We start from the raw sequence: 22,077 nt of genomic DNA, 5'->3' as shown, positions 1-22,077 counted from the left end.
CGTGAAAAAGTTTATATTATTACTAGTTGTCTTACTTTCATTTAATGCATTTATAGTTTCTGCTGAAGAAAATGATCTTGATGTGAAAATAGCCACAGATGAATTATATATCAATGGGACGAAAATAGATAACACCAAAGAAGCTTATCCTTTTATAGTTTATAAGGATATTACATATTTTCCTCTAACATGGGACTATGCAAGAGCCATGGGGCTTGAATCAAATTGGACACCTGAGAATGGCTTGGTTATTAAAAAGGCTGATAAAAATGATGGTGTTAAGCTATCGCCAACTTCAAGTAATGATGCGACTCGTACATATAAGGCCAGTCTTGCAAGCTCGTCCATTCAGGTCAATGGGAGCAAAATAAACAATACAAGTGAAGAATATCCACTTCTTTTATTTAGAGACATAACTTATTTTCCTATGACATGGCGTTTTATGGTAGATGAGTTTGGTGCTAAGTATCAATGGACAAAGGAAAGCGGATTGGCAATCGATGTATCTTCAGAAGATAATGCAGATACTCAGGAGCAGAAAAAAATGACACTGAAGCTTATAGACAAATCTGCTTTTGATGACTTTTTCAGTAAATCATTCATAAGTAATTATTTAGTAGTAGGCTTACAGGAGCCAGCAGAGTATACTTTTAATTATGGTGTTACTGGTGCTAGAAATCTATTCAATTGGCTGAATAAAAGAGAATATGCAAGCTTCAACTCAATATTAATTAACAATGATGACTATGGATTTGGTTTAAATGGACCTGAAAAAGCAGCCTTACAAACTATACTGCCGGAACTCTATACAATCAATGATAATGGTATTTACTTTATAGGATTAGAAAATAGAAAGATTGTTTATATCAAATGTGATAAAAATGATTATAAAAAATACATAGACTATCTTTATACAGATCAGGCATCAGATGTAATCGCTTATTCATTCGATATTGAAAGGTCACTAGAAGGTGAACTTGTTGTAGAGGACACATCACAGGATAGTGACAGACTTCAACAAACGTCTATGACTTTAGATGAACTACTAGAAAATAATCCGACATTGGAAGCAGATGGTCAAACCAAAGCGGTTTATTTTGAAGCGGATCCAGAAAAAGGCTTCAACTTTCCATATGTGATTTTTATACCATCAGACAGATACAAAGATGAAAACCTTAACAATAAGAAGTATTTATTACTTGAAGGTCATAATTTCGGTGGCGTTTCAAATGATATGGATGTTCATATCTACAATGCTCTTGTTAGAGGACAAAATTCTCATGTAGCCACTTTGGTTCAAGAAAGGCTCCACATCCCAAGAATGATGCCGATAGTTCCAAAATTTGCACTTAAAAACAATGCCAATATGCCTGAGTATGCTCATAATCATGCCTTAGATTCAACGGTTATGTTTATAGAAGACAACATTGACCATATGGAATCATTAGATGCTGATGGCTATCTTTCTAAAGCAGACATGATGAAGCTTTATGATATAGAGGAGCAGATTCATGCCATGGTATTAGATGCACAGGCTAATCTGAGAGAAGCAGGTTATGTTTTAGAAGATAAGATCTTTACAGCTGGCTTTTCAGGTGCAGGAAACTTTTCTTCTAGATATACATCTATTTATCCTGAAACTGTTAAAGCTATGTATTCAGGTGGTATGTTTATTCCATTTGTGCCGGGAGAGACTTATGAGGGTCAGAAACTGATTTATCAGATTGGATCTTATGACCATGAATACCTATTTGGTAGACCCTTTGACTTGGAAGACTATAATGATGTAGCAAAAATAATGTACTTAGGTGGTAAGGATTCACATGATGCACTTCTTGGTACAGATACCTTTACCAAACAGCAAAGAGAGCTGGCTATGAAGTTGTATGGCTATGATGTAAAATCTCGTTGGCAAAATGCTCAAAGGGTTTTTTATGAGCTTGGTGGTCAGGGGCAGTTTATTACCAATGTAAACGCAAGACATAACGCTGGTGATTCAGACCTAGAGCATGTGGTGCAGTTCTTTAAGAACAACTCTAACTCTGATAAGCCTGTTTATGAGAAAACATCATCTTATAATGACTTGATTATTATCAATAATCTAGAAGAAGCCAAGAAGAATATTTCAAATGATTCTGGCGAATCGTTTACTGATGTAGACATTGAAGTTATATGGAAAACACTTGATGAAATTAGAGTACCCAAATCCACTGACTACCAAGTGGAAAGTGCTTATGAACTTGAGTTTATAGGTAAAACCAGTGGAAAGTCTGGTGACAAGTGGTATAAGGTTGAGACCAAGTATGCTAATGTATATTTTTATGATGAGGCTATTAGGCTTTCTTATATTAAAAATGATGTGGATGATATGATTGAGTATATTCTAGACTTTCATGAAAAGACATGGGATGGTAAAAAAGCGAAACTTTATTTTCTAGATGAAAAAGAAGAACTCATAAATGATCGAAATTATAGGGGATCTGGTTTTAATCATACGACTGAGGCCATAACTTTTTCAGCGGATATGGTAAATATCCAAGGTAACAACTATGAAGATCCTAGAGCCACTGTTTTACATGAGTTGGCCCACTGGATAGAGATACCTCCGAACTTTGATTCAGATGGTGGTTGGTTTGAAGAGTCTATGGCATACTACTTGGCTTACAACTTTGAGTACAAGAAAATCGATCCTAAGTATTATCCTGATGAAACGAGTAGAGTTATTTTTGATTATTTTGAATCTGATGGTGCATATGACTTAAAAGTTATGATGGATTCGTATTCTGTAATAGGTAAGATAAAAGATACAGATCCAGTCCTTGTATATACAGATTTAAGAACACTTGAAAATCTAAATCATAACTCATACCGTTTGGCTTGTGTTCAAAATGGTAGAATTTTAGAAGCTTCTGCTATAGAATATCTTGTCAATGTTTATGGAAAAGAAAAGATACTTGAAGTCTATAAAAGGATTCATACAAGCTCATATAATTTTAAAGATGTGTTTGAAGATGTCTATGATAAGAGCTTAGCTGAAATCTCTGCTGAATGGAGAAAATACACGGGCTTAGACAAATATTACGTTGAACCAAACTAACTTAAATGAAGAGATGTTTATAAAAGCATCACTTCATAAATAAGGTGTTATAAATATTAAGACAAGGGGGATATATGAAGGTTTCAGGCATTAATATCAGTTCAAAACAGGCTAAAGCCTTAGCAGAATTTTACACTAGTATAGGTGTGGGTGTTTTTGTCGATGGTGATACCTATGACGGATGGACTTTAGGCGAAAAAGAAACAGATGACAGAATCTCTATATGGGTGTGGGATGAAAATAAATGGGGACCTTCTAATTCTGGTTTTGTAACCATCGTTTTATCTACAGATGATATAGATGGTGAATATGAAAAACTGAAGAAAGTCATACCGAACATTGAACCACCTTTTAGAGCTGCTTGGGGTGGCATGGAATTAAAGATTCAAGATCCTGACGGGAATAAGATTTTGATATTATAAGATAGAAAGAGGATTACTATGAGAGCACCTTACCAAGTGTTGGTTATTCCTTTTTTAAAAAAGGATAACGACTATAGTTTTGCAATTTTTTCTAGAGCGGATATGGATTGCTTCCAGTGGATTGCAGGCGGTGGAGAAGACTTTGATGCTTCTATTTTGGACGCTGCTAAAAGAGAATGTCTAGAAGAAGCAGGGATTTCGGATAAACATGATTTTCTTCGCTTGGACACTGTGACTTCTATACCAGTATCCATATTTGGGGAGTTTCCATGGGGAGACCATGTTTATGTCATACCAGAATATGCTTTTGGCGTAGAGTTAAAAGATGAAAACTTATTTCTTTCAAAAGAACACAAATCCTATAAGTGGGTTTCCTATCAAGAAGCTATTGACTTGCTTAAGTATGACAGCAACAGAACAGCACTGTGGGAACTCATGACAAGAGTATCTAAAAATAAGGAGCATAATGACGAGTAGAGTTGAAGAGTTGATAATAGAAATTGGTGATCAGATTATAGAAGATGGTCAGACAATCTTAATGAATCTAGGCGGAGTTTCCAATGAGGTCCAAGTCTGCTTAGAAGAATATAAGACAAAGCTTTCATCTGATCTTATAGATAAGATAATAGCTTATCTTATGAGCCAAGAGATCAAGCTTTATCAAGATGAATGTGATGAAAATGGTGTCATTACAGAATCCAGAGAAGTGTGGTCTAAAATATATGAAAGTGTTCTAGTGGAAATGTCAGATGACCATATATTTACCTTGAAACTGATCTATAGTCAAGAGATGATGGAACTTCTTATTTAGCTATATAAAACAAGGTGAGATTTTGTATATAAGCAATTATAAATAAAATAAGATGTATGTGTTGAATCGTTTCACATGCTGTGCTATAATGAGCGAGAATTGATTAAAAGTTAACAATAAGCGATTAAGGTGCCTTGAAAAAGGGTAATAGGGAATGAGGTTCAATGCCTCAGCAGCCACCGCTACTGTATATAGGGATGAAATCTAAATGTCACTGAGAAATTGGGAAGACTAGAGAGTAAGTTGATCTATAAGCCAGGAAACCTGCCTTGATTTGTAATCAGCTTCGGTGGGGAGCCATAGATAAAATATAATATACGATATATGTCTATCAAAGCTGATTTTAAAAATCAGCTTTTTTTATGTTTTTGGAGTAAATATGAAACTAGGATTGGTACAGTTTAAGCAGTGCATGGATATAAATGATAATTTATCAAATATATTGCAATTACAAGAAGACGTGGATGTTCTTGTTTTTCCTGAAAGTGCCTTAACAGGTTATCGGTCAGATTGTGATAATTCCATCACACTAGATCATTCATCCATTAGAGCCCTGCAAGAAAAGAACATGCATTATTTATTAGGTGCAAATATAGATGGTCATATATCTTATTTGCACATAAGTGATCAAATAGACCTTTATCATAAAAGTCACTTAGGCTTAAAAGAAAAAAAGTTGTTCAAACCTGGTAATGAACTAAAAGTTTTTGATGTTAAAGGTGTAAAAGTAGGTGTAGCTTTATGTATTGAAAGTCATATACCTGATATTTCACAGACCCTTAGGCTGATGGGAGCAGAAGTCATTATCATGCCATTTGCATCGCCACATGTGTGTGGTGATAGATATGATTTATGGTCAAAGTATTTACCTGCAAGGGCTTATGACAACAGTGTTTATGTGATCGCCTTAAATCTTACAGGTGATAAGTTCTCAGGTGGTATTTTAGCCTATGATTATCTAGGTAATGAAATTTTAGGTCATTTTGATAGAGTGCCATGTACGAGAGTTTTAGAAATAGATATAGACGCTTTGAGAGAACGAAGAAAAAAACACAAAGTTAATTATATAAATAGAAGAAGGCCAGAACTGTATAGAAAGGATGATCATGAATTATATTAAAAATCCAATGATGATAGAGGAAAAAAGCTTTGACATCATAGGTGAAGAGGGCAAAGAATTACTAAAGGATTTCACTAAAGAAGAGTTGATGATTGTAAAAAGAATCATTCATACAACAGCAGACTTTGAATATGCAAAGTTAACTGAGATTCATCCAAAAGCCATTGAAGCTGCAAAAAAAGCATTACGAAATGGACACCATATCTATGCAGATACGTCTATGATCATGATGGGCGTTAACAGAAGAAAACTAAAAGAGTTTGATGTTTCTGTTTTAAACTATGTTCATGATGAAGATGTCTATGAAACTGCTGAGAAAGAAGGCATTACAAGATCAATGGCAGGCATAAAGAAAGCCTGTAAAGATGACAAGGTTAAAATATTTGCAATAGGTAATGCACCAACAGCAATTTTTCAATTAAAAGAGCTTATTGAGGCAGGTTATCCTAAGCCTGATTTAATTATCGGTGTACCCGTGGGTTTTGTAGGTGCTGATGAATCTAAAGAAATTTTATCTGATATGGATGTGCCTTATATTAGGGTTAACGGTAGAAAGGGTGGCAGTCCCGTAGCGGTTGCTATAATCAATGCCATATTTAAAATGATATGAAAAAGTCCATCTATAAGAATGGGAAAAATCTAAGGTTTGGTTATACAACAGGCTCTTGCGCTGCTGCTGCTACTAAGGCTGCTGTAAAGATGCTTGTAAGTGGAAAACTCGTGGACGAAATTGACTTGATGACACCTAAGGGATGGCTTTTAAATCTTGATGTTATAGATATAGAAATGACACCTGACAAGGTGATCTGTGGTATTGTGAAAGACTCAGGCGATGATCCGGATATTACAAATGGGATGACTATATATGCTGAAGTTACTTATTCAGACCAGACCTCTTTAACAGGCGGTATTGGTGTGGGCATGGTGACTAAAAAAGGCTTATCTGTTCCTATTGGCGAGTACGCCATTAATCCTGTACCAAGGCAAATGATCTTTGATGCCATTGAAGAAGTTTGTGATGGTCTTCATGTGTCAGTAAAGGTTTTTATGCCAGAGGGTGTAGAGCTTGCTAAGAAAACATTTAATCCTAGACTTGGCATTGTAGGTGGTCTTTCAATTATTGGGACAACAGGTATTGTAGAACCGATGAGCGAAGAAGCCTTTAAAGATAGTTTAAATATAGAGCTTAAACAGATTCATGAAGATACACTTGTCATGGCGCCTGGTAACTATGGCAGAGATTATTGTGTGTCTAAGGGTGTTAATGAAGAACGAATTATCAAGACATCTAACTTTATCGGTTATATGTTTGAAAGAGCAGTAGAGCAAAAGAAGAAAAAAATCTTATTTGCAGGCCATATAGGTAAACTCATAAAAGTCGCAGGGGGTATCTTTCATACACACAGTCGTGTATCGGATGCTAGAATGGATCTTCTGACATCTTTTCTTGTTAGAATCAACGCACCTTATGAAGATTTACATTATGTCTTGGGTTGCAATACCACAGAAGAAGCGGTTAATTACATAGTAGATAAAAAGTTAACGAATGTTTTTCTCTTGATTGCAAATAGTATCAAGCAAAGGCTAGAATTGTTTACCTTTGATCAAATTGAAGTTGAAGTGATTGTATTTTCAATGGATCAAGGTTGGCTTTCTCAAACATCTGGAGCTGAAGAGTTATTGGAGGTGCTGAGTGAATAAAATTTGGGTGATCGGTTTAGGACCTGGCCATCCTGATTATATGCTACCAATAGCTAAGATTAAGTTGAGCCAGGCAGACAGAATCTATGGTGGTAAAAGACATCTAGAAGGTTTAGATGTAGAAGGTGATAAGGTAAAACTTTTGATACCTTTACAAGAAACCATTCAGGATATAAAAAAATATTATAAAGACAAACAAGTTGCTGTATTGGTATCAGGCGACACAGGTTTTTATAGCTTTCTTGAAACCCTTAAAAGAGACTTTAAATCAGATGAACTTGAGACCTATCCAGGAATTTCCTCTTTACAATACATGTTCTCTAGACTGAATATGTCTTATCAAGAAGCCTTTATAGGCAGTGTTCATGGTAGAAGGACCGATCTAGATCAGGTATTTAATAAGAATGTATGTGGTCTTTTAACGGATAAGATCATGACGCCAAGTGTTCTTGTGGATGAAGCTATAAAGCTAGGCAAGTCTGGATGGATTCATATAGGTGAAAATCTTTCTTATGAAGATGAAGTTATTGCGTCATATAGATTAGAAGATTACAAAGAAAGGACTCACAGCAGTTTGTGTGTGGTGGTGATGACATTTGATTAGAACAATTGGTATTAAAGACGATGAATTTATTCGTGGTGATGTACCTATGACCAAAGAAGAAGTTCGAGTTGTTACTATTTCAAAATTAGACCTATCAGATTCAGATATTGTACTAGACATCGGTGCTGGTACAGGCTCTCTGAGTATTGAAGCGGCAAGGATATGTAAAACCTACGCTTTAGAAAGAAAAGAAGCGGCACTAGATCTGATTAAGAAAAATAAAGACAAGTTTGGTGTCAGTCATCTTCAAGTAATTGATGCCTATGCGCCAGAGGGCTTACCAGATGATGCGGTTACTAAGGTCATCATTGGTGGCTCAGGTGGTAAGATGTATGACATCTTTGAAAGCATTGAAAAATATCCTATCAAGAAGGTAGTTGTAAACACCATTACTCTTGAAAATACAACTAAGGCTCTAGAGGCTATGAAGTCTAAAAATTATAAGAATATAGAAGTTGTTACAGTTAACATTTCCAAATCAAGGAGTGTCGGTGGTGTAACAATGATGATGGGACAAAATCCTATCAATATTATTACAGGAGAAAAGAATGAAAACTAAGTTATATGGAATCGGTGTTGGTCCTGGTGATCCAGAGTATTTAACACTGAAGGCAAAAAGAATCATGAACAGTGTGGATGTCCTGATTTGTCCTTCGAAATCAGAAGATGCAGAAAGCTTTGCCTATGAAATTGTTAAACCAAACATGGAAAATAAAGATGTGGAAGTTCTTAAAATGATTTTCCCTATGCATTATAAGACTCATGATCTTAAGAAAAAATGGGCTGAGAATGGCAAAGTGATTTCAGACCTCTTAAGTCAGGGTAAAACTTGCGGATTTATTACACTGGGTGATCCAACTGTCTATTCAACTTTTATCTACACACTGCCATACATTGATGATGCAGTTATGGATTTAGAGTTGATTCCAGGTATTACTTCATTTTGTGCAGTAGCCAGTGAAATCAAACAACCACTTATGGTATGGGAAGAGTCATTGAAAGTCATGCCTGTCAGAAAAAATTCCAAGGACCACTTGATTCAGGCCGTAGGTGAACATGACAACCTAGTCTTGATGAAACCTTCTTCAGATACTCAGGCAATTGTAGAAGCGATTAGACATCATGGTTTAGAAAATAACTTTATGTTGATTTCAAAAGTGGGTACTGAAGGTTCGCATATGATCAGAGATATTGAGGTACTTGAAAATACCAAGCTACCATATTTATCTACTATGATCATTAAAAAAGGAGGTTTCCGTGACTAATGTTTATTTTATAGGTGCAGGACCTGGAGATCCTGATTTAATCACTGTTAAAGGTAAACGCCTTGTTAAAGAAGCGGATATCATTATCTATGCTGGCTCTTTGGTACCTAAGGCGGTTATTGATGATCATAAGGAAGGTGCTGAAATTTACAACTCTGCTGGCATGTCACTTGATGAAGTGATTGATGTGATGAAGGCAGGTGTAAAAGAAGGCAAGATGATTGCTAGGGTACATACTGGGGATCCCAGTATATTTGGTGCCCACCGTGAGCAAATGGATATTTTAGAAGATTTAAATATTACATATGAAGTGATTCCTGGTGTGTCTTCCTTTGTAGCATCTGCAGCTGCTCTAAAAAAGGAATTTACTTTACCAAGTATCTCTCAAACCGTTATCTGTACAAGAATGGAAGGTAGAACGCCAGTACCGGAAAAAGAAAAGTTAAGACTTTTAGCTTCTCACCAGGCTTCAATGGCCATTTTCCTTTCAGTGGGTATGATTGACGGAGTCGTAGAAGAGCTTTTAACACACTATGATATAAAAACACCTGTTGCAGTTGTTCAAAGAGCCTCTTGGCCTGACCAGAAAATTGTTATAGGTACTTTAGAAACAATTTCTGACAAGGTCAAAGAAGCAGAGATTACAAAAACAGCCCAAATATTAGTTGGCCATTTCTTAGGTGATGAATATGAGTTTTCAAAACTCTATGATCCAAGCTTTACTCATGAATACAGAAAGGCTAAATGCTAATGTTAGCAGTGATTTCTTTAACAAAGGGTGGACTTGAACAAGCTGAAAAGTTAAAAGCCCTTAAAGCGTGTCATGTTTTTCATAAGCCAAAACCATTTAAAGAAGAAGTCCTAAGAATTTATAGAGACTATGATCAAATACTTTTTATTATGGCTACAGGAATCGTGGTAAGAACACTGGGTCCAGTACTTGGTCATAAGTCATCAGATCCTGCTGTTCTAGTTATGGATGAAAAAGGAAAGCATGTCATCAGTTTATTATCAGGCCATTTAGGTGGCGCCAATGCTTTAACACACGAAATAGCAGGCCTACTTAACTCAGTTCCAGTTATAACGACCTCATCCGATACCAACAATCTGCTGAGTGTCGATATGTTAGCTGAAAAAAATGGGTGGCTTTTAAGAGACTTTGAAGGTGCGAAAAAAGTGACGGCCTTATTGGTCGATGGCCATAAGATTCATACTCATAATTTTAAAGTAGATGAAAAAGCTTATGATGATCAAAATGGTGATGGTCTTGTTTATCTTGGTCATAAGGATATGACCTTTGACAAGCCAAATGTAAGACTGATTCCAAAGAATCTAGTATTAGGTATTGGTTGTAGAAAAAACACACCTTATCACATTCTAGAAGCCTTTATTATGGTAGTCTTACGTGAACATGGTTTTGAAAAAGAGGCTGTCTCAAAGATAACATCTGCATGGGTTAAAAAAGATGAAAACTGTTTAAATGTCCTTTCAGAGGCATGGCAAATAGATTTTGAAACATATGATAAAGATCAGCTTTTATCTGTAGAGACTTTGTTTGAAAGCTCTGAATTTGTGAAAGAAACCATAGGTGTTGGCTGTGTATCAGAACCGAGTGGATACCTAGGATCTGATAAAGGCTCGTGCTTATTACATAAAATAAAAAAGCAAGGTATGACCTTGTCAATATGGGAGAATACAAAATGTTATACGTTGTAGGAATTGGTCCAGGTAACAAGGGCGAGATGACTTTAAATGCCATTAAAGCCATTGAAGCGTCTGATGTTATTGTAGGTTATAAAACATACATTGACCTAATTGAAGATATGATAACTGATAAAGAAGTTGTCGTGAATGGTATGAGAGGCGAGGTAGAGCGTTGTAGCAAAGCTGTTGATTTGGCTAGTGAAGGCAAAAATGTTGCTGTCATTTCTTCAGGCGATCCAGGTGTTTATGCTATGAGTGGTCTTGTACTAGAAATCGTTTCATCAAGAAAACTAAAGTTAGAAGTAGAGATCATTCCAGGTATTACATCTGCAAATGGTGCTTCAGCATCCCTGGGTGCACCAATTATGCACGATCATGCTTATATCAGCTTAAGTGACTTATTGACAGATTATGACTTGATTAAGAAAAGACTTAAGCTTGCAGCAGAAGGTGATTTTGTCATTTGCCTCTTTAATCCAAAGTCTAAAGGCAGACCGACTCATATCAACGATGCAAGAGATATACTACTTGAGCATAAATCAGAAGATACTGTCGTGGGCATCGTTAAAAACGCCAAACGCCAAGGTGAAAAAGTAACCATTACGACTTTAGGCCAAATGTTAGACCATCCTATCGATATGACTACGATGGTTGTCATCGGTAACTCTAATACCTACAAGTATGAGGACTTTATGATTACACCTAGAGGATATACGGTTTGATAGCGGTTTTTTCAGGCACATCAGATGGTAGAAAAGTTGTAGAAAACTTATTGGAAAAAGATTATTCAGTGACTTGTTTTAATGCAACACCCTATGGTGGCGAGCTTTATCAGCCTCATAAAAACCTGACTGTCTATGATAAGAAAATGAACAAGGTAGAACTAGTGACGAAGTTAAAAAATGTTCATAAGGTTGTGGACTGTACCCATCCTTATGCACAAGTGATCTCTCAAAATCTGATTGATATTTGTAAAGATTTTGAGATTGATTATATGCGTTACGAACGACCAGATGATTTAGAGTCTGGCTATGATTCATATGAATCCATTGTTGATCAGCTATTAAAAACTTCAGGCAATATACTTTTAACAACAGGTTCAAACAATCTTGAATACTTTAATCAAGAAACACTTATAGAAAGGGTTTACTGTAGAGTTTTGCCAACTGTAAGTGTTATAAAAAAATGTCATGATCTTGGCTTTAGCCCAAAACAGATCATTGGCATGCAGGGTCCCTTTGATCAGGGATTAAACCAAGCGATATTTAAGTCTTTAGATATCAAACATCTAGTCACCAAATCGTCCGGTAAGGCCGGGGGTTTTAAAGAAAAGATGGATGCAGCTAAGGCTTTGAATATAAAAACATATGTCCTAAGTCGTCCAAATATTGATTATGGACTTACATATGACAACTTAGATAATTTATTGAGAGAATTTTAGGAGAAAAAAATGAAGAGACTATTTATATTTTTAATGATTGCCTTTATGCTAGTAGGCTGTGCCCAAGGCGGCGGTAACGAGGTAAACGAAGCAACAAACCAAGCTGTTGAAACAGAGGAAGTCGTTGAAGAGACTACGGAAGAAGTTGTAGAAACAGAAGAAGTAGCTAAAAGAATAACTACATTTGTTGATACTGCAGGTAGAGAGGTTGTTGTGGAATCTAAACCTCAAAGAGTTGTATGTCTATATGGTTCATTTGCTGATTTGTGGTATGAAGCAGGTGGTGAACTTGTTGGAATTATCGAGTCATCAAGATTACATGAGAAAGCTGTAGATCTTCCTAAGGTAGGTAAGATGTCTACGCCGAATATTGAGGCTATTTTAGCTTTGCAACCTGATTTAGTAATTATTCGTTCAGGATATGCAAAGCAAGAAGAGTTAATGCCAATTTTTGAGTCAAACAATATTGCAGTATATGAAGCGGATTACAATAATTTTGATGAAACGATGACTACGTTTGAAAACTTCTGTGGTATGAATGAAAACGAAGAATTATTTGTTGAGAAGTCTACACCTCTAGTTGAAGGTATCACTGCTTTAACAAGTGAAACAGAAGAGTTTTCATACTTATTATTATTTGCATCATCAAAGTCAATCTCTGCGAAAGATGACAATATTTCAGCTGATATTTTAAACAATATGGGTGGTAAAAATATTGCATCTGATTACCAAATTGCCAACGAAGAAACAAAGCAATTTTCTTTTGAAAAAATCTTAGAAATCGATCCAGATTATATTTTTGTTCAAACAATGGGTTCGGTTGAAGATGCACAAGCTAGACTTGAAATGGATGTTACATCTAATCCTGCATGGGCCTCATTAACAGCTGTAAAGGAAGAAAGATTTATCTACTTACCAAAGGAGTTGTTCTTATACAAGCCAAATATGAGATATTTAGAAGCATATGAGTACATTCAAGGCATTTTAGAAGGTAACTAATGGTTAAGGACCGTAGAATTTTAAAGTTATCCATTATATACGTAGTCTTTGCCTTCTCTTTGCTGATTGGTATCAGCATGGGTTCTTTAAAGATAGGTATTGTGGATGTCATCAAAGCTATTTTCTTTGAAACAGATACTTTAAACCATAACATTATTTACAATGTGAGGCTGCCAAGAAACTTGGCAGCAGCCTTTGTAGGTATCAACTTAGCTTTATCAGGTGTCACATTGCAAGGGGTTATGAACAACCCTCTAGCAGACCCAGGTATCATTGGTATATCTTCAGGTGCAGGACTTATGGCTTTTGTCATTATGATTTTGTTTCCTGATTATACATATCTTGTACCCATAGGTGCTTTTATTGGTGCGGTTTTAACCACATTTTTAATTTATACCCTAGCCTGGAAAAATGGTGTCAGTCCAGTTAGATTGATTTTATCCGGTGTAGCTGTATCGGCTTTTCTGGGAGCTGGGATAAATATACTTATGACTTTTTATCCAGAGAGGGTACAAGGCGGTCTTTCTTTTATGATCGGTGGTTTATCAGGTAAAACTTGGCCTGATCTAATTCTGATTTGGCCCTATACATTAGCCGCTGGTCTTTTGAGCTTGCTCTTATCGAATCAGATTAACTTGTTGCAACTTGGAGATGAAGTGGCGACTGGTTTAGGCTTAAATGTGGAAAGAATCAGAACGGTTTTTATTATTTTATCGGCCCTACTAGCTGCATCAGCGGTTTCTGTTGCAGGTTTACTTGGCTTTGTGGGCTTAATAGTCCCTCATATAGCAAGACTCATTATTGGATCGGATTATAGGTATCTGTATCCAGCGACAATTGGCCTAGGAGGTGCAGTTTTGGTTGGCTGTGATACCATTGCCAGAATGATGTTTGATCCAATAGAACTGCCTGTTGGTATTATTATGGCAGTGCTGGGTGCACCATTTTTCTTATATCTGTTAAGGGAGAAAAAATAATGTTGATTGAAGCTAACAAACTATCTATAGCCTATGATGGCAAAGAAGTGGTTCATCAAATAGATATGCATGTGAAAAAAGGTGAGATTCTGACGATTGTTGGACCGAACGGTTGTGGCAAATCAACGGTTCTTAAAGCCTTAACAAGATTAAAGAAACCAACAGCTGGATCCATCGCATTAGAGGGCAAGTCTATTTTGAAGATGAATACCAAACAAGTTGCCAAGAAGATGGCAGTTCTTCCGCAAATACGTCAGACACCTGAGGATTTTACAGTTGAAATGCTGATTCGTTATGGCAGATATCCACATGGTAATTTTACAGGCAAATTAAAGGAAGAAGATCTTAATGTCATCAGGTGGGCACTTACTAAAACAGGTATGACTCACCATAAAGATAAGAAGCTGACCCAATTGTCAGGTGGTGAAAGACAACGTGCATGGATCGCTATGGCTCTTGCCCAAAAGACAGAGATTATTGTTCTTGATGAACCAACAACCTTTTTAGACCTATCACATCAACTAGACGTATTGGAGTTAATCAGGGATTTAAATAAGAATGAACAAGTAACCATACTCATGGTCCTACATGATTTAAATCAGGCAATGAGATATTCTGATCGTATTTATATGATGAAACGTGGTCAAATTGTTGCAGCCGGTCAACCCAATGAAGTGATTGATCAGTTAAAACTTAAAGAAGTGTTTAGGGTGGATAGTGATTTTTATACTGATTTTAGAAATAACACGCCACACTTTATTCCGCATAAAATGAAAGTAGATGAAGATGCTCCAACATGTATTGTTAAAAGAGAAAAGAAAATTCATTAGTTATATGACGATCTGTTTGGTTCTGCTGATAATCTTAATTGTAACAACCGTTTCTTTGGGGGCATCTGAGATGTCTATGGCAGATGGCTATCAAGTTATTTTTAATAAGGTGTTTGGGCTTGAAAATGATGAAATCAAAGAATCCATTGTATGGGATATCCGTTTACCAAGAATCTTGTCAGGCTTTCTAATAGGGGCAGCCCTTTCTGTAGCAGGTGTTATTTTTCAATCTGTACTTAGAAATCCTTTAGCAGACCCTTATACTTTAGGAGTATCAACAGGTGCTGCCTTTGGTGCAGTACTCACCATATACATCAATATGGTTTACAGCCTTTTGATACCCATCATGCCAGTAGCCTTTATATTTGCAGGTTTGACCTTGGTAATCATTATGAAAATTGCAGGTAGGACCCTACATTCAACTAGACTTATACTGGCGGGTATTATCATCGGTTCCATTTTCTCAGCAGGCATCAGTCTTCTGAAATACTTGGCTGGAGAAGATGTTAGTGCTATGGTTTTCTGGTTGATGGGAAGATTATCAGCAAAATCTTGGATGGACGTCGTCATATTATTTCCGCTTGTAATGATCTCTATCATCATCTCCTATGCCATGTCAGATGATTTAGATGTTTTAACACTAGGCATCAATGAAGCCAGATCGATTGGCGTAGATGCTAACAAACGTGCCAGACAGTTTTTAATTATCGCAGCTGTTTTGACAGCAGTTTGTGTTTCGACTTCCGGTATCATTGGTTTTGTCGGTCTCATTGTACCGCATCTAATCAGGATGGGTTTTACTGCCAAGCATCGTTACCTGATGCCTTTATCAGCTTTACTAGGTGGACTTGTACTTGTACTCGCAGATTCAATCTCTAGGCTGATGTTCCAGGTAGAGATTCCAGTAGGCGTGATTACAACACTTATTGGTGGTCCATTCTTTATTTACATATACATGAATAAGAAGGGAGAAATTCTATGATAGAAATCAAGAATCTGTTCTTTTCTTATGGCAAAAAAACTATCTTTGAGTCATTAGATTTAGTGATTCCGGAAAGTCAGTTTGTTTCGATTATCGGTCCAAATGGATGTGGTAAATCTACGCTGCTCAAGCTATTGAGCAATGATTTAGATTATCAGAGGGGACAAATTCATATTGAGGGTAAAGCCCAGGGGGATTACTCAACAGGTGAATTTTCAAGACTCCTCTCTTTTAATAGACAAGATGTAAACGGGATTTTTCCTTTTACGTGTTTAGATTATGTTTTAATGGGGAGACGTCCCTATAAAACTCACTTTGAAGACTTCACAAAAGATGATTTAAACTTAGTAGAGAAGTTTTTAAAGATGACAGATACAGAAGATTTTATCCACGCTTCTTTAAATGAAGTCAGTGGAGGGGAACTTCAACGTATCAACTTAGCTAAGTGTTTGGTTCAAGATACACCTTATCTGCTTTTAGACGAGTCTTTTTCAGCCATGGATATTTATCATACTATAAAATCCTTAAACATGTTAAAAGGCTTATCTGATAAGAACATTATCTGTGTTATGCATGATTTAAATTTGGTTTATCAGTACAGCGATCATGTGATTTTACTTAAAGACGGTAAAGTCTATGCTGAAGGGATACCTAAAGAGGTGTTGACGGAAGATGCTATAAAAGCAGTTTATGGCATCAGTATGGAGTATATTGAGAATAAAGGTTATATTATTAGAGGTGAATAAGATGAAGAAAACTATGATTTTAGGTTTAATTGCTTTATTAGTATTATCAATGATGGTTGCATGTGGACCAGATGCAAACAAGCAGGCAATGCTTGTGGTATCATTTGGTACTTCTTATGCTGATACAAGAGAAGCGACTTTAGATGCAACACAAAAGGTGTTTGAAGAGAAGTTTGGTTCTTACGATTTATACAGAGCTTTTACAGCACAAACAATTATTGATATTTTAGAAGAACGTGATGGCATCGATGTTTACAATGTGCGTGAAGCATTTGAAGAACTTAAAAAGCAAAATTATGGCACTGTAGTTGTACAATCTCTACATGTTATGAATGGTGCTGAGTACGATGATATGATGGCTGTTATTGATGAGTTTAGAGATGACTTTAACGAGATTAAGGTTGGTAAAGCATTATTAACTTCTCATGAAGATTATGAAAACACAATTGCAGCATTAGCGACTAATTTCCCAGAAATGAAGGATAATGAAGCGGTTGTATTTATGGGTCACGGTACTCACCATGAAGCCAATGCTGTTTATGCATCTTTAGAGTATGCATTCCATGTAGATGGTTATGACAATGTCTTTGTTGGTACTGTAGAAGGCTTCCCAACTTTTGAAAATGTTGTCAGCCAATTAGAAGAAAAAGGTATTGAAAAAGTGACTTTAATGCCACTTATGATCGTTGCAGGTGACCATGCTGAAAATGACATGGGTGGTGACGAAGAAGATGCTTGGAAAGTAATGCTTAAAAAGCAAGGTTACGAAGTAGATGTTTATATGCATGGTATGGGTGAAAATCAAGGTATTAGAGATATCTTCATCAAGCACGCTGAAGACGCAATTGAAGGAGCACATTAATTGAAATTAAAACTTAAGACTTACTTGAGCATTGGATTGGTGGTATTAATTACTTTGTTTTTAGCACGACCTTTTATTGAAAAAGGCATCAACCATTTGCCAAGTGGTGATTACAGTATAGATTTTGTTGATGATTCTGGATATCGTATCCGCATGGAAAAACCTGCGGATACGATTATTTCACTTTATTCAGCTCATACAGAAAATCTATTTGCACTTGGACTTGATAGAGAAATTATTGGTGTTGGTACGTCAGATGTTTATCCTTATAAGGCACTTTCTAAAGAAGTCTATGACTACAAGTCCGATCCAGAAAAAGTAATAGCTGCAAGACCAGATGTGGTTTTGATAAGACCTTTTATTGAAAGGCACTCTCCTGATTTTGTTAAGAGTTTAAGAAGAACAGGCATTACAGTGGTCTCTTTATATCCTGATAACTATGACGAGTTTGATGATTACATCATGAAACTGGCATATTTGACAGGCAAAGAAAGCACTGCTAAAAGAGCATTAGAAGACTTTTATGCTGCACTTGAAGCTTATAAATCTGATGCTGATTTGATTGAAAATAAAGTTGGTGTTTATTTTGAGTCGTCAGATAGAGAATATAAGACAGTAACAAATGTTTCTATGCCAGCACATGCCATTGAGTTTGCAGGTGGTAAGAATATTGCGGCTGATGCTGTTCCGATTGAAGAAGGGTCTTCGATTGCTATTTACGGTACAGAAAAGATCATTGAAAAGGCTGGTGAAATTGAGGTATATGTCACGCAACGTGGTGTTATGGGTGCAGGTGGTAATACTCATTCCATATCTATCAGACCAGGGTTTGATGTTATAAAGGCTGTAAAAAATGATAGGGTACTAGAAATCAATCAGAAGATTATTTCAAGTCCAACCTTTAGATTTATAAAAGGGATTCATGAACTTAGAAGAGCATTTTACCCTGAAATTTATGACAAGCTTGTTTGGCCAGAAACCATTACACGTGCAAGTCTTTCAGATATTTTAATCTCTTATAAACATGAGCCTATATTTGTACCGACTGCTTCTTATTATAGAGATGAAAACAAAGAACATTACTATGGTGCATTTGAAGATGTGACTTTAGATCATGACTATTTTGATGTGATAGAAACAGCCATGCAAAAAGGGTATTTCCATAATGAAATCATAGATGAAGTTGAATACTTTTATCCTGAAAAGACTGTAAGTCGTGAAGAGTTTGCCATGATTCTATATTTGATCAATGATTTTAAGAATGAAGATTTTAAAATCAATGATCTAGAAGCTTGTGAAAATCCACGAATTATACAGACAATTGTCTATAATGGTTTAATGGACTTAGAAAACGGTAACTTCAATCCTAGTGATGCCGTTAGTTTAGATGATGTAAAAAAAGGACTTATACATGATTAAAGTTGATAAGGTTAAGAAGTATTTTGATGATGTAAAAGCTGTAGACGGCATAGATTTTGAAGTTGAAGATGGCAGATTTTTAGGTTTACTAGGTCCAAATGGTGCTGGAAAAACAACCACCATTCGTATGATGATCGGTCTCTTAGACCCTACGGAAGGTCAAATTCTTTACGATGGTGTTCCTATGGGCAAAGACCAAATAGACATCAAAATGAAAATCGGTGTTGTCAGCCAGCATATCAATTTAGATAAAGAACTGACGGTAGAAGAAAATATGATATTTGCGGGTAAACTTTATCATTTAAAAAAAGATGTGATTAAAGTTAGAATAGAAGAGCTACTGGGACTCCTTGGTTTAAGTGATGTCAGAAATCGTGTGACTAAGAAACTCTCAGGTGGTATGAAAAGAAAACTTATGATTGCAAAAGCCCTTATGCATAACCCAGATTACATCTTTCTAGATGAACCAACTGTTGGTATTGACGTGCATGCTAGAAAAGAAATCTGGAAGTTTCTTAGAGACTACCATAAGCAGGGCAAAACCATCATTTTAACGACGCATTATATTGAAGAGGCTGAGCAGCTATGCGACTGGGTCCTTATGGTCAACAGGGGCAAGGTATTTAAAGAAAACACTTCAGGTAATTTAATCAAGGAAATAGGTGAGTTTAAAATAGAAACTGACGAAGACATGTACTTCTTTGACAGTCTAGATCAGGCTCATGCTTATTCCAGTCAACTGAAATGTATTTATAATATTTCTAAGACAAGTCTTGAAGATGTATTTTATAAGTACACAAAAGAGGTGATAAAGTGGAAATCCTAACGATACTATGGAGAGAGCGGACTTTCTTTAAACATAGGTTTTTAAAGATTACATCGTCACAACTGGTCAGTCCACTCTTATACTTGATAACTTTTGGTGTTGGACTTTCTGGTGTTGTTATTGAAGGCAAGCCCTATCTGCATTTTATCATACCTGGACTTCTTGCCATGACGACAACGCGTAACTCTTATTCAGCAGTTTCTATGAGAATCTCAATAGCCAGATTGCACGAAAGATCTTTAGAATCTTATATCTATTCTCCAACTAGAATGTCTAGATTTGCCATTGGTTATATTTTAGCAGGGGCTCTACGTGGTATCTATGCTGGCATGTTTACTATTATAATAGGTCTTATTGCTGGGGCCATGACATGGTCTGTTATGTTGTTTGTGGTCATCATCATAAACGCCATTATTTTCTCATCACTTGGTTTTATAGCAGCAATGACCATAGATACCCATTATGATTTAAACCGCTTTACCAATATGGTCATTACACCCATGACTTTTTTATGTGGTACATTTTATTCAGTAAGTGGTTTACCTTGGTACTTTAAAGGCATCATTGAACTTTTTCCGCTGACACATACCACACGTCTCATGAGAAGATTGTTCTTTGGTTATGGCGTGGATGGATTTTCATTACTGATTGCCATCGTTTATATGGTTTTACTCATTATATTAAGTATACGAATTTGTTATGAAGAGATAAGTTAATTATCTCTTTTTAGTTGCCATTTAGCTTGAAACATGCTAGAATACGTTCGTATGTCGAAAATACTCTTTTTTTATTGAAATCAAGTTTAATAGAAGTAATTAGGGTATATGGGCTACAAAAGGAGAATGATATGAAATTTAAAGAATATCCATTAGATAATAACATCAAGAGGGCCCTTTCTGAACTGGGTTTTAAAGAACCTTTAGAAGTACAGAAAAAAGTCCTACCTTTAATAGAAGAAGGTAAAGATGTGGTGGTTAAGTCTCAAACCGGTTCTGGTAAAACAGCTGCTTTTGCAATTCCATTATGTAATCATATTGAAATTGAGGATAAACATCCTCAGGCAGTGGTTATTGCACCTACAAGAGAACTTGCCCTACAGATTAATGAAGATATAATAAACATTGGTAGATACAGGGGAATTAAGACATTGGTTGCCTTTGGTAAAACGCTTATCAAAGACCAAAGAGATGCACTTAAGAAGTATCCCCACATTGTTGTGGCGACACCTGGTCGATTAAGGGATTTAGTTGATAGAAAGTTTTTAAGAACTGATGACCTTAAGTATTTGGTACTTGATGAAGCCGACGAACTATTAAATCTGGGTTTTGAAGAACAACTTCACGACATACTATCAAAGATGCCTAGAGAAAGAAATACGCTTTTATTCTCAGCGACCATGCAATCCAAAATTGAACATATTATTATGGATGACATGATTGAGCCGGTGAGAATTGAAATAGAGGCTGAAGTGGACATTCATAAGAAAATCGAGCAGATCTACTATGAAGTAGAAGAACACAAAAAGCTCGACTTTCTAAGAAAAATGCTTGATTATGAAAAGCCTGTAAGATGTATTATCTTTGCCAATACTCAGAACAAAGTTGAATCTATTTACAAAATCATGAGTAAATGGAACAATGAGACGGGTATGCTTCACGGTGGTATGGAACAAGACCTGCGTATGAAGATGATATCTAAGTTCAAACGTGGCGAATTAAAGTATTTAATTGCAACAGATTTAGCATCTAGGGGTTTACATGTTAGAAACCTGTCGCATGTTATAAACTTTAATCTACCTTTTGAGTTTGAAAACTATGTTCACCGTATTGGTAGAACGGGGCGTGTCAACGAAACGGGTATTGCCATTAACTTATGTTCATACAAAGAAAGTGAGAATATCATCTCGCTTCAAGAGTATCTGGGTTATGAAATTGTGCGTAAAGGACCAAAGAAAAGGGTAAAACCTAAAAAAGAAGAAACTAGGAGAACTAAGTTTAAGGCTGATAAGGCAGTTAAGTTTTCTAAGGTTAAAATCTTTGCTGGTAGAAGAGCGCATTTAAAAGCTGGAGACTTTATGCATACCATAACACGTCTCCCAGGGGTTACAGGAAAAGACTTAGGAAAAATTCAAGTACAAGATCACTTCACAATTGTTGAAATCAATGCAGCTATAATTGACAGTGTTGCTACTTCTATGAGAAAAATGAAATTAAAGGGGAAGTCTTATAGAGTACAGAGGTTATCATCTGGTGGTAGAAGATAGTTGAGGAG

The 22,077-nt window shown here is 36.1% G+C and carries 24 protein-coding genes and 1 riboswitch; all 24 genes read left to right on the top strand.

Translation table 11 applies throughout. The features are described from left to right. Position 1: 1 nt before the first annotated feature. The 24 genes from EZV73_RS11960 to EZV73_RS11845 all read left to right on the top strand — a co-directional run bounded on the left by EZV73_RS11960 (position 2) and on the right by EZV73_RS11845 (position 22,069). Entirely contained in the window at positions 2-3,097 is a 3,096-nt protein-coding gene (locus EZV73_RS11960; RefSeq protein ID WP_240840552.1) for a hypothetical protein, read from the top strand. Positions 3,098-3,171: 74 nt separating this feature from the next. After that, complete coding sequence (locus EZV73_RS11955; protein ID WP_240840551.1) at positions 3,172-3,519, top strand: VOC family protein; 348 nt, start codon at positions 3,172-3,174, stop codon at positions 3,517-3,519. Between the two features lie 18 nt (positions 3,520-3,537). After that, entirely contained in the window at positions 3,538-3,996 is a 459-nt protein-coding gene (locus EZV73_RS11950) for an NUDIX pyrophosphatase (RefSeq protein ID WP_240840550.1), read from the top strand. Beyond that, the gene (locus EZV73_RS11945) at positions 3,986-4,330 is read left to right on the top strand and encodes a hypothetical protein (RefSeq protein ID WP_240840549.1); all 345 of its coding nucleotides are present in this window, start codon (positions 3,986-3,988) and stop codon (positions 4,328-4,330) included. Before EZV73_RS11950 ends, EZV73_RS11945 begins: the two co-directional genes overlap by 11 nt. A gap of 110 nt (positions 4,331-4,440) precedes the next feature. After that, a riboswitch (cobalamin riboswitch) is annotated at positions 4,441-4,617 on the top strand. A gap of 92 nt (positions 4,618-4,709) precedes the next feature. Then, positions 4,710-5,450 carry a nitrilase-related carbon-nitrogen hydrolase gene (locus EZV73_RS11940; protein WP_240840548.1) on the top strand — a complete coding sequence of 247 codons (741 nt, stop codon included), beginning with the start codon at positions 4,710-4,712 and terminating at the stop codon, positions 5,448-5,450. Then, entirely contained in the window at positions 5,437-6,060 is a 624-nt protein-coding gene (locus tag EZV73_RS11935; RefSeq protein ID WP_240840547.1) for a precorrin-8X methylmutase, read from the top strand. Before EZV73_RS11940 ends, EZV73_RS11935 begins: the two co-directional genes overlap by 14 nt. Beyond that, the gene (cbiD, locus tag EZV73_RS11930) at positions 6,057-7,151 is read left to right on the top strand and encodes a cobalt-precorrin-5B (C(1))-methyltransferase CbiD (RefSeq protein ID WP_240840546.1); all 1,095 of its coding nucleotides are present in this window, start codon (positions 6,057-6,059) and stop codon (positions 7,149-7,151) included. Before EZV73_RS11935 ends, cbiD begins: the two co-directional genes overlap by 4 nt. Next, complete coding sequence (cbiE, locus tag EZV73_RS11925; RefSeq protein WP_240840545.1) at positions 7,144-7,755, top strand: precorrin-6y C5,15-methyltransferase (decarboxylating) subunit CbiE; 612 nt, start codon at positions 7,144-7,146, stop codon at positions 7,753-7,755. Before cbiD ends, cbiE begins: the two co-directional genes overlap by 8 nt. Continuing rightward, a complete protein-coding gene (gene cbiT, locus EZV73_RS11920; RefSeq protein ID WP_240840544.1) occupies positions 7,748-8,314 on the top strand; it encodes a precorrin-6Y C5,15-methyltransferase (decarboxylating) subunit CbiT in 567 nt (188 codons plus the stop codon). The genes cbiE and cbiT overlap by 8 nt, the downstream gene beginning before the upstream one ends. Then, entirely contained in the window at positions 8,304-9,020 is a 717-nt protein-coding gene (gene cobI, locus EZV73_RS11915) for a precorrin-2 C(20)-methyltransferase (RefSeq protein WP_240840543.1), read from the top strand. Before cbiT ends, cobI begins: the two co-directional genes overlap by 11 nt. Continuing rightward, the gene (gene cobM / locus EZV73_RS11910) at positions 9,013-9,771 is read left to right on the top strand and encodes a precorrin-4 C(11)-methyltransferase (RefSeq protein ID WP_240840542.1); all 759 of its coding nucleotides are present in this window, start codon (positions 9,013-9,015) and stop codon (positions 9,769-9,771) included. Before cobI ends, cobM begins: the two co-directional genes overlap by 8 nt. Beyond that, positions 9,765-10,736, top strand: coding sequence for a cobalt-precorrin 5A hydrolase (gene cbiG, locus EZV73_RS11905; protein ID WP_240840541.1), 972 nt, complete (start codon positions 9,765-9,767; stop codon positions 10,734-10,736). The genes cobM and cbiG overlap by 7 nt, the downstream gene beginning before the upstream one ends. Beyond that, on the top strand, positions 10,721-11,446 hold the full coding sequence (cobJ, locus tag EZV73_RS11900) for a precorrin-3B C(17)-methyltransferase (RefSeq protein ID WP_240840540.1): 726 nt from the start codon (positions 10,721-10,723) through the stop codon (positions 11,444-11,446). Before cbiG ends, cobJ begins: the two co-directional genes overlap by 16 nt. Beyond that, positions 11,443-12,165 carry a precorrin-6A reductase gene (gene cobK / locus EZV73_RS11895; protein ID WP_240840539.1) on the top strand — a complete coding sequence of 241 codons (723 nt, stop codon included), beginning with the start codon at positions 11,443-11,445 and terminating at the stop codon, positions 12,163-12,165. The genes cobJ and cobK overlap by 4 nt, the downstream gene beginning before the upstream one ends. Before the next feature lie 9 nt (positions 12,166-12,174). Continuing rightward, positions 12,175-13,164, top strand: coding sequence for an ABC transporter substrate-binding protein (locus tag EZV73_RS11890; RefSeq protein ID WP_240840538.1), 990 nt, complete (start codon positions 12,175-12,177; stop codon positions 13,162-13,164). Continuing rightward, a complete protein-coding gene (locus tag EZV73_RS11885; RefSeq protein ID WP_240840537.1) occupies positions 13,164-14,141 on the top strand; it encodes an iron ABC transporter permease in 978 nt (325 codons plus the stop codon). Before EZV73_RS11890 ends, EZV73_RS11885 begins: the two co-directional genes overlap by 1 nt. Continuing rightward, positions 14,141-14,971, top strand: coding sequence for an ABC transporter ATP-binding protein (locus EZV73_RS11880; RefSeq protein WP_240840536.1), 831 nt, complete (start codon positions 14,141-14,143; stop codon positions 14,969-14,971). Before EZV73_RS11885 ends, EZV73_RS11880 begins: the two co-directional genes overlap by 1 nt. Positions 14,972-14,987: 16 nt before the next feature. After that, positions 14,988-15,953: an iron ABC transporter permease gene (locus EZV73_RS11875; protein WP_240840535.1), complete on the top strand. Its 966-nt coding sequence runs from the start codon at positions 14,988-14,990 to the stop codon at positions 15,951-15,953. Then, the gene (locus tag EZV73_RS11870; RefSeq protein WP_240840534.1) at positions 15,950-16,699 is read left to right on the top strand and encodes an ABC transporter ATP-binding protein; all 750 of its coding nucleotides are present in this window, start codon (positions 15,950-15,952) and stop codon (positions 16,697-16,699) included. The genes EZV73_RS11875 and EZV73_RS11870 overlap by 4 nt, the downstream gene beginning before the upstream one ends. A gap of 1 nt (position 16,700) precedes the next feature. After that, the gene (locus EZV73_RS11865) at positions 16,701-17,561 is read left to right on the top strand and encodes a sirohydrochlorin cobaltochelatase (RefSeq protein WP_240840533.1); all 861 of its coding nucleotides are present in this window, start codon (positions 16,701-16,703) and stop codon (positions 17,559-17,561) included. Beyond that, positions 17,562-18,980: an ABC transporter substrate-binding protein gene (locus tag EZV73_RS11860; RefSeq protein ID WP_240840532.1), complete on the top strand. Its 1,419-nt coding sequence runs from the start codon at positions 17,562-17,564 to the stop codon at positions 18,978-18,980. Beyond that, positions 18,973-19,806 (top strand): ABC transporter ATP-binding protein, encoded by an 834-nt coding sequence (locus EZV73_RS11855; RefSeq protein ID WP_240840531.1) that lies wholly within the window; start codon positions 18,973-18,975, stop codon positions 19,804-19,806. The genes EZV73_RS11860 and EZV73_RS11855 overlap by 8 nt, the downstream gene beginning before the upstream one ends. Next, positions 19,794-20,522 (top strand): ABC transporter permease, encoded by a 729-nt coding sequence (locus EZV73_RS11850; RefSeq protein WP_240840530.1) that lies wholly within the window; start codon positions 19,794-19,796, stop codon positions 20,520-20,522. The genes EZV73_RS11855 and EZV73_RS11850 overlap by 13 nt, the downstream gene beginning before the upstream one ends. Before the next feature lie 131 nt (positions 20,523-20,653). After that, positions 20,654-22,069, top strand: coding sequence for a DEAD/DEAH box helicase (locus tag EZV73_RS11845; RefSeq protein WP_240840529.1), 1,416 nt, complete (start codon positions 20,654-20,656; stop codon positions 22,067-22,069). Positions 22,070-22,077 lie beyond the last annotated feature (8 nt).

It is taken from the genome of Acidaminobacter sp. JC074 (assembly GCF_022496765.1).
Taxonomy (GTDB): Bacteria; Bacillota; Clostridia; order Peptostreptococcales; family Acidaminobacteraceae; genus JABXKX01.
This window is presented reverse-complemented; position numbering and strand designations above follow the sequence as displayed.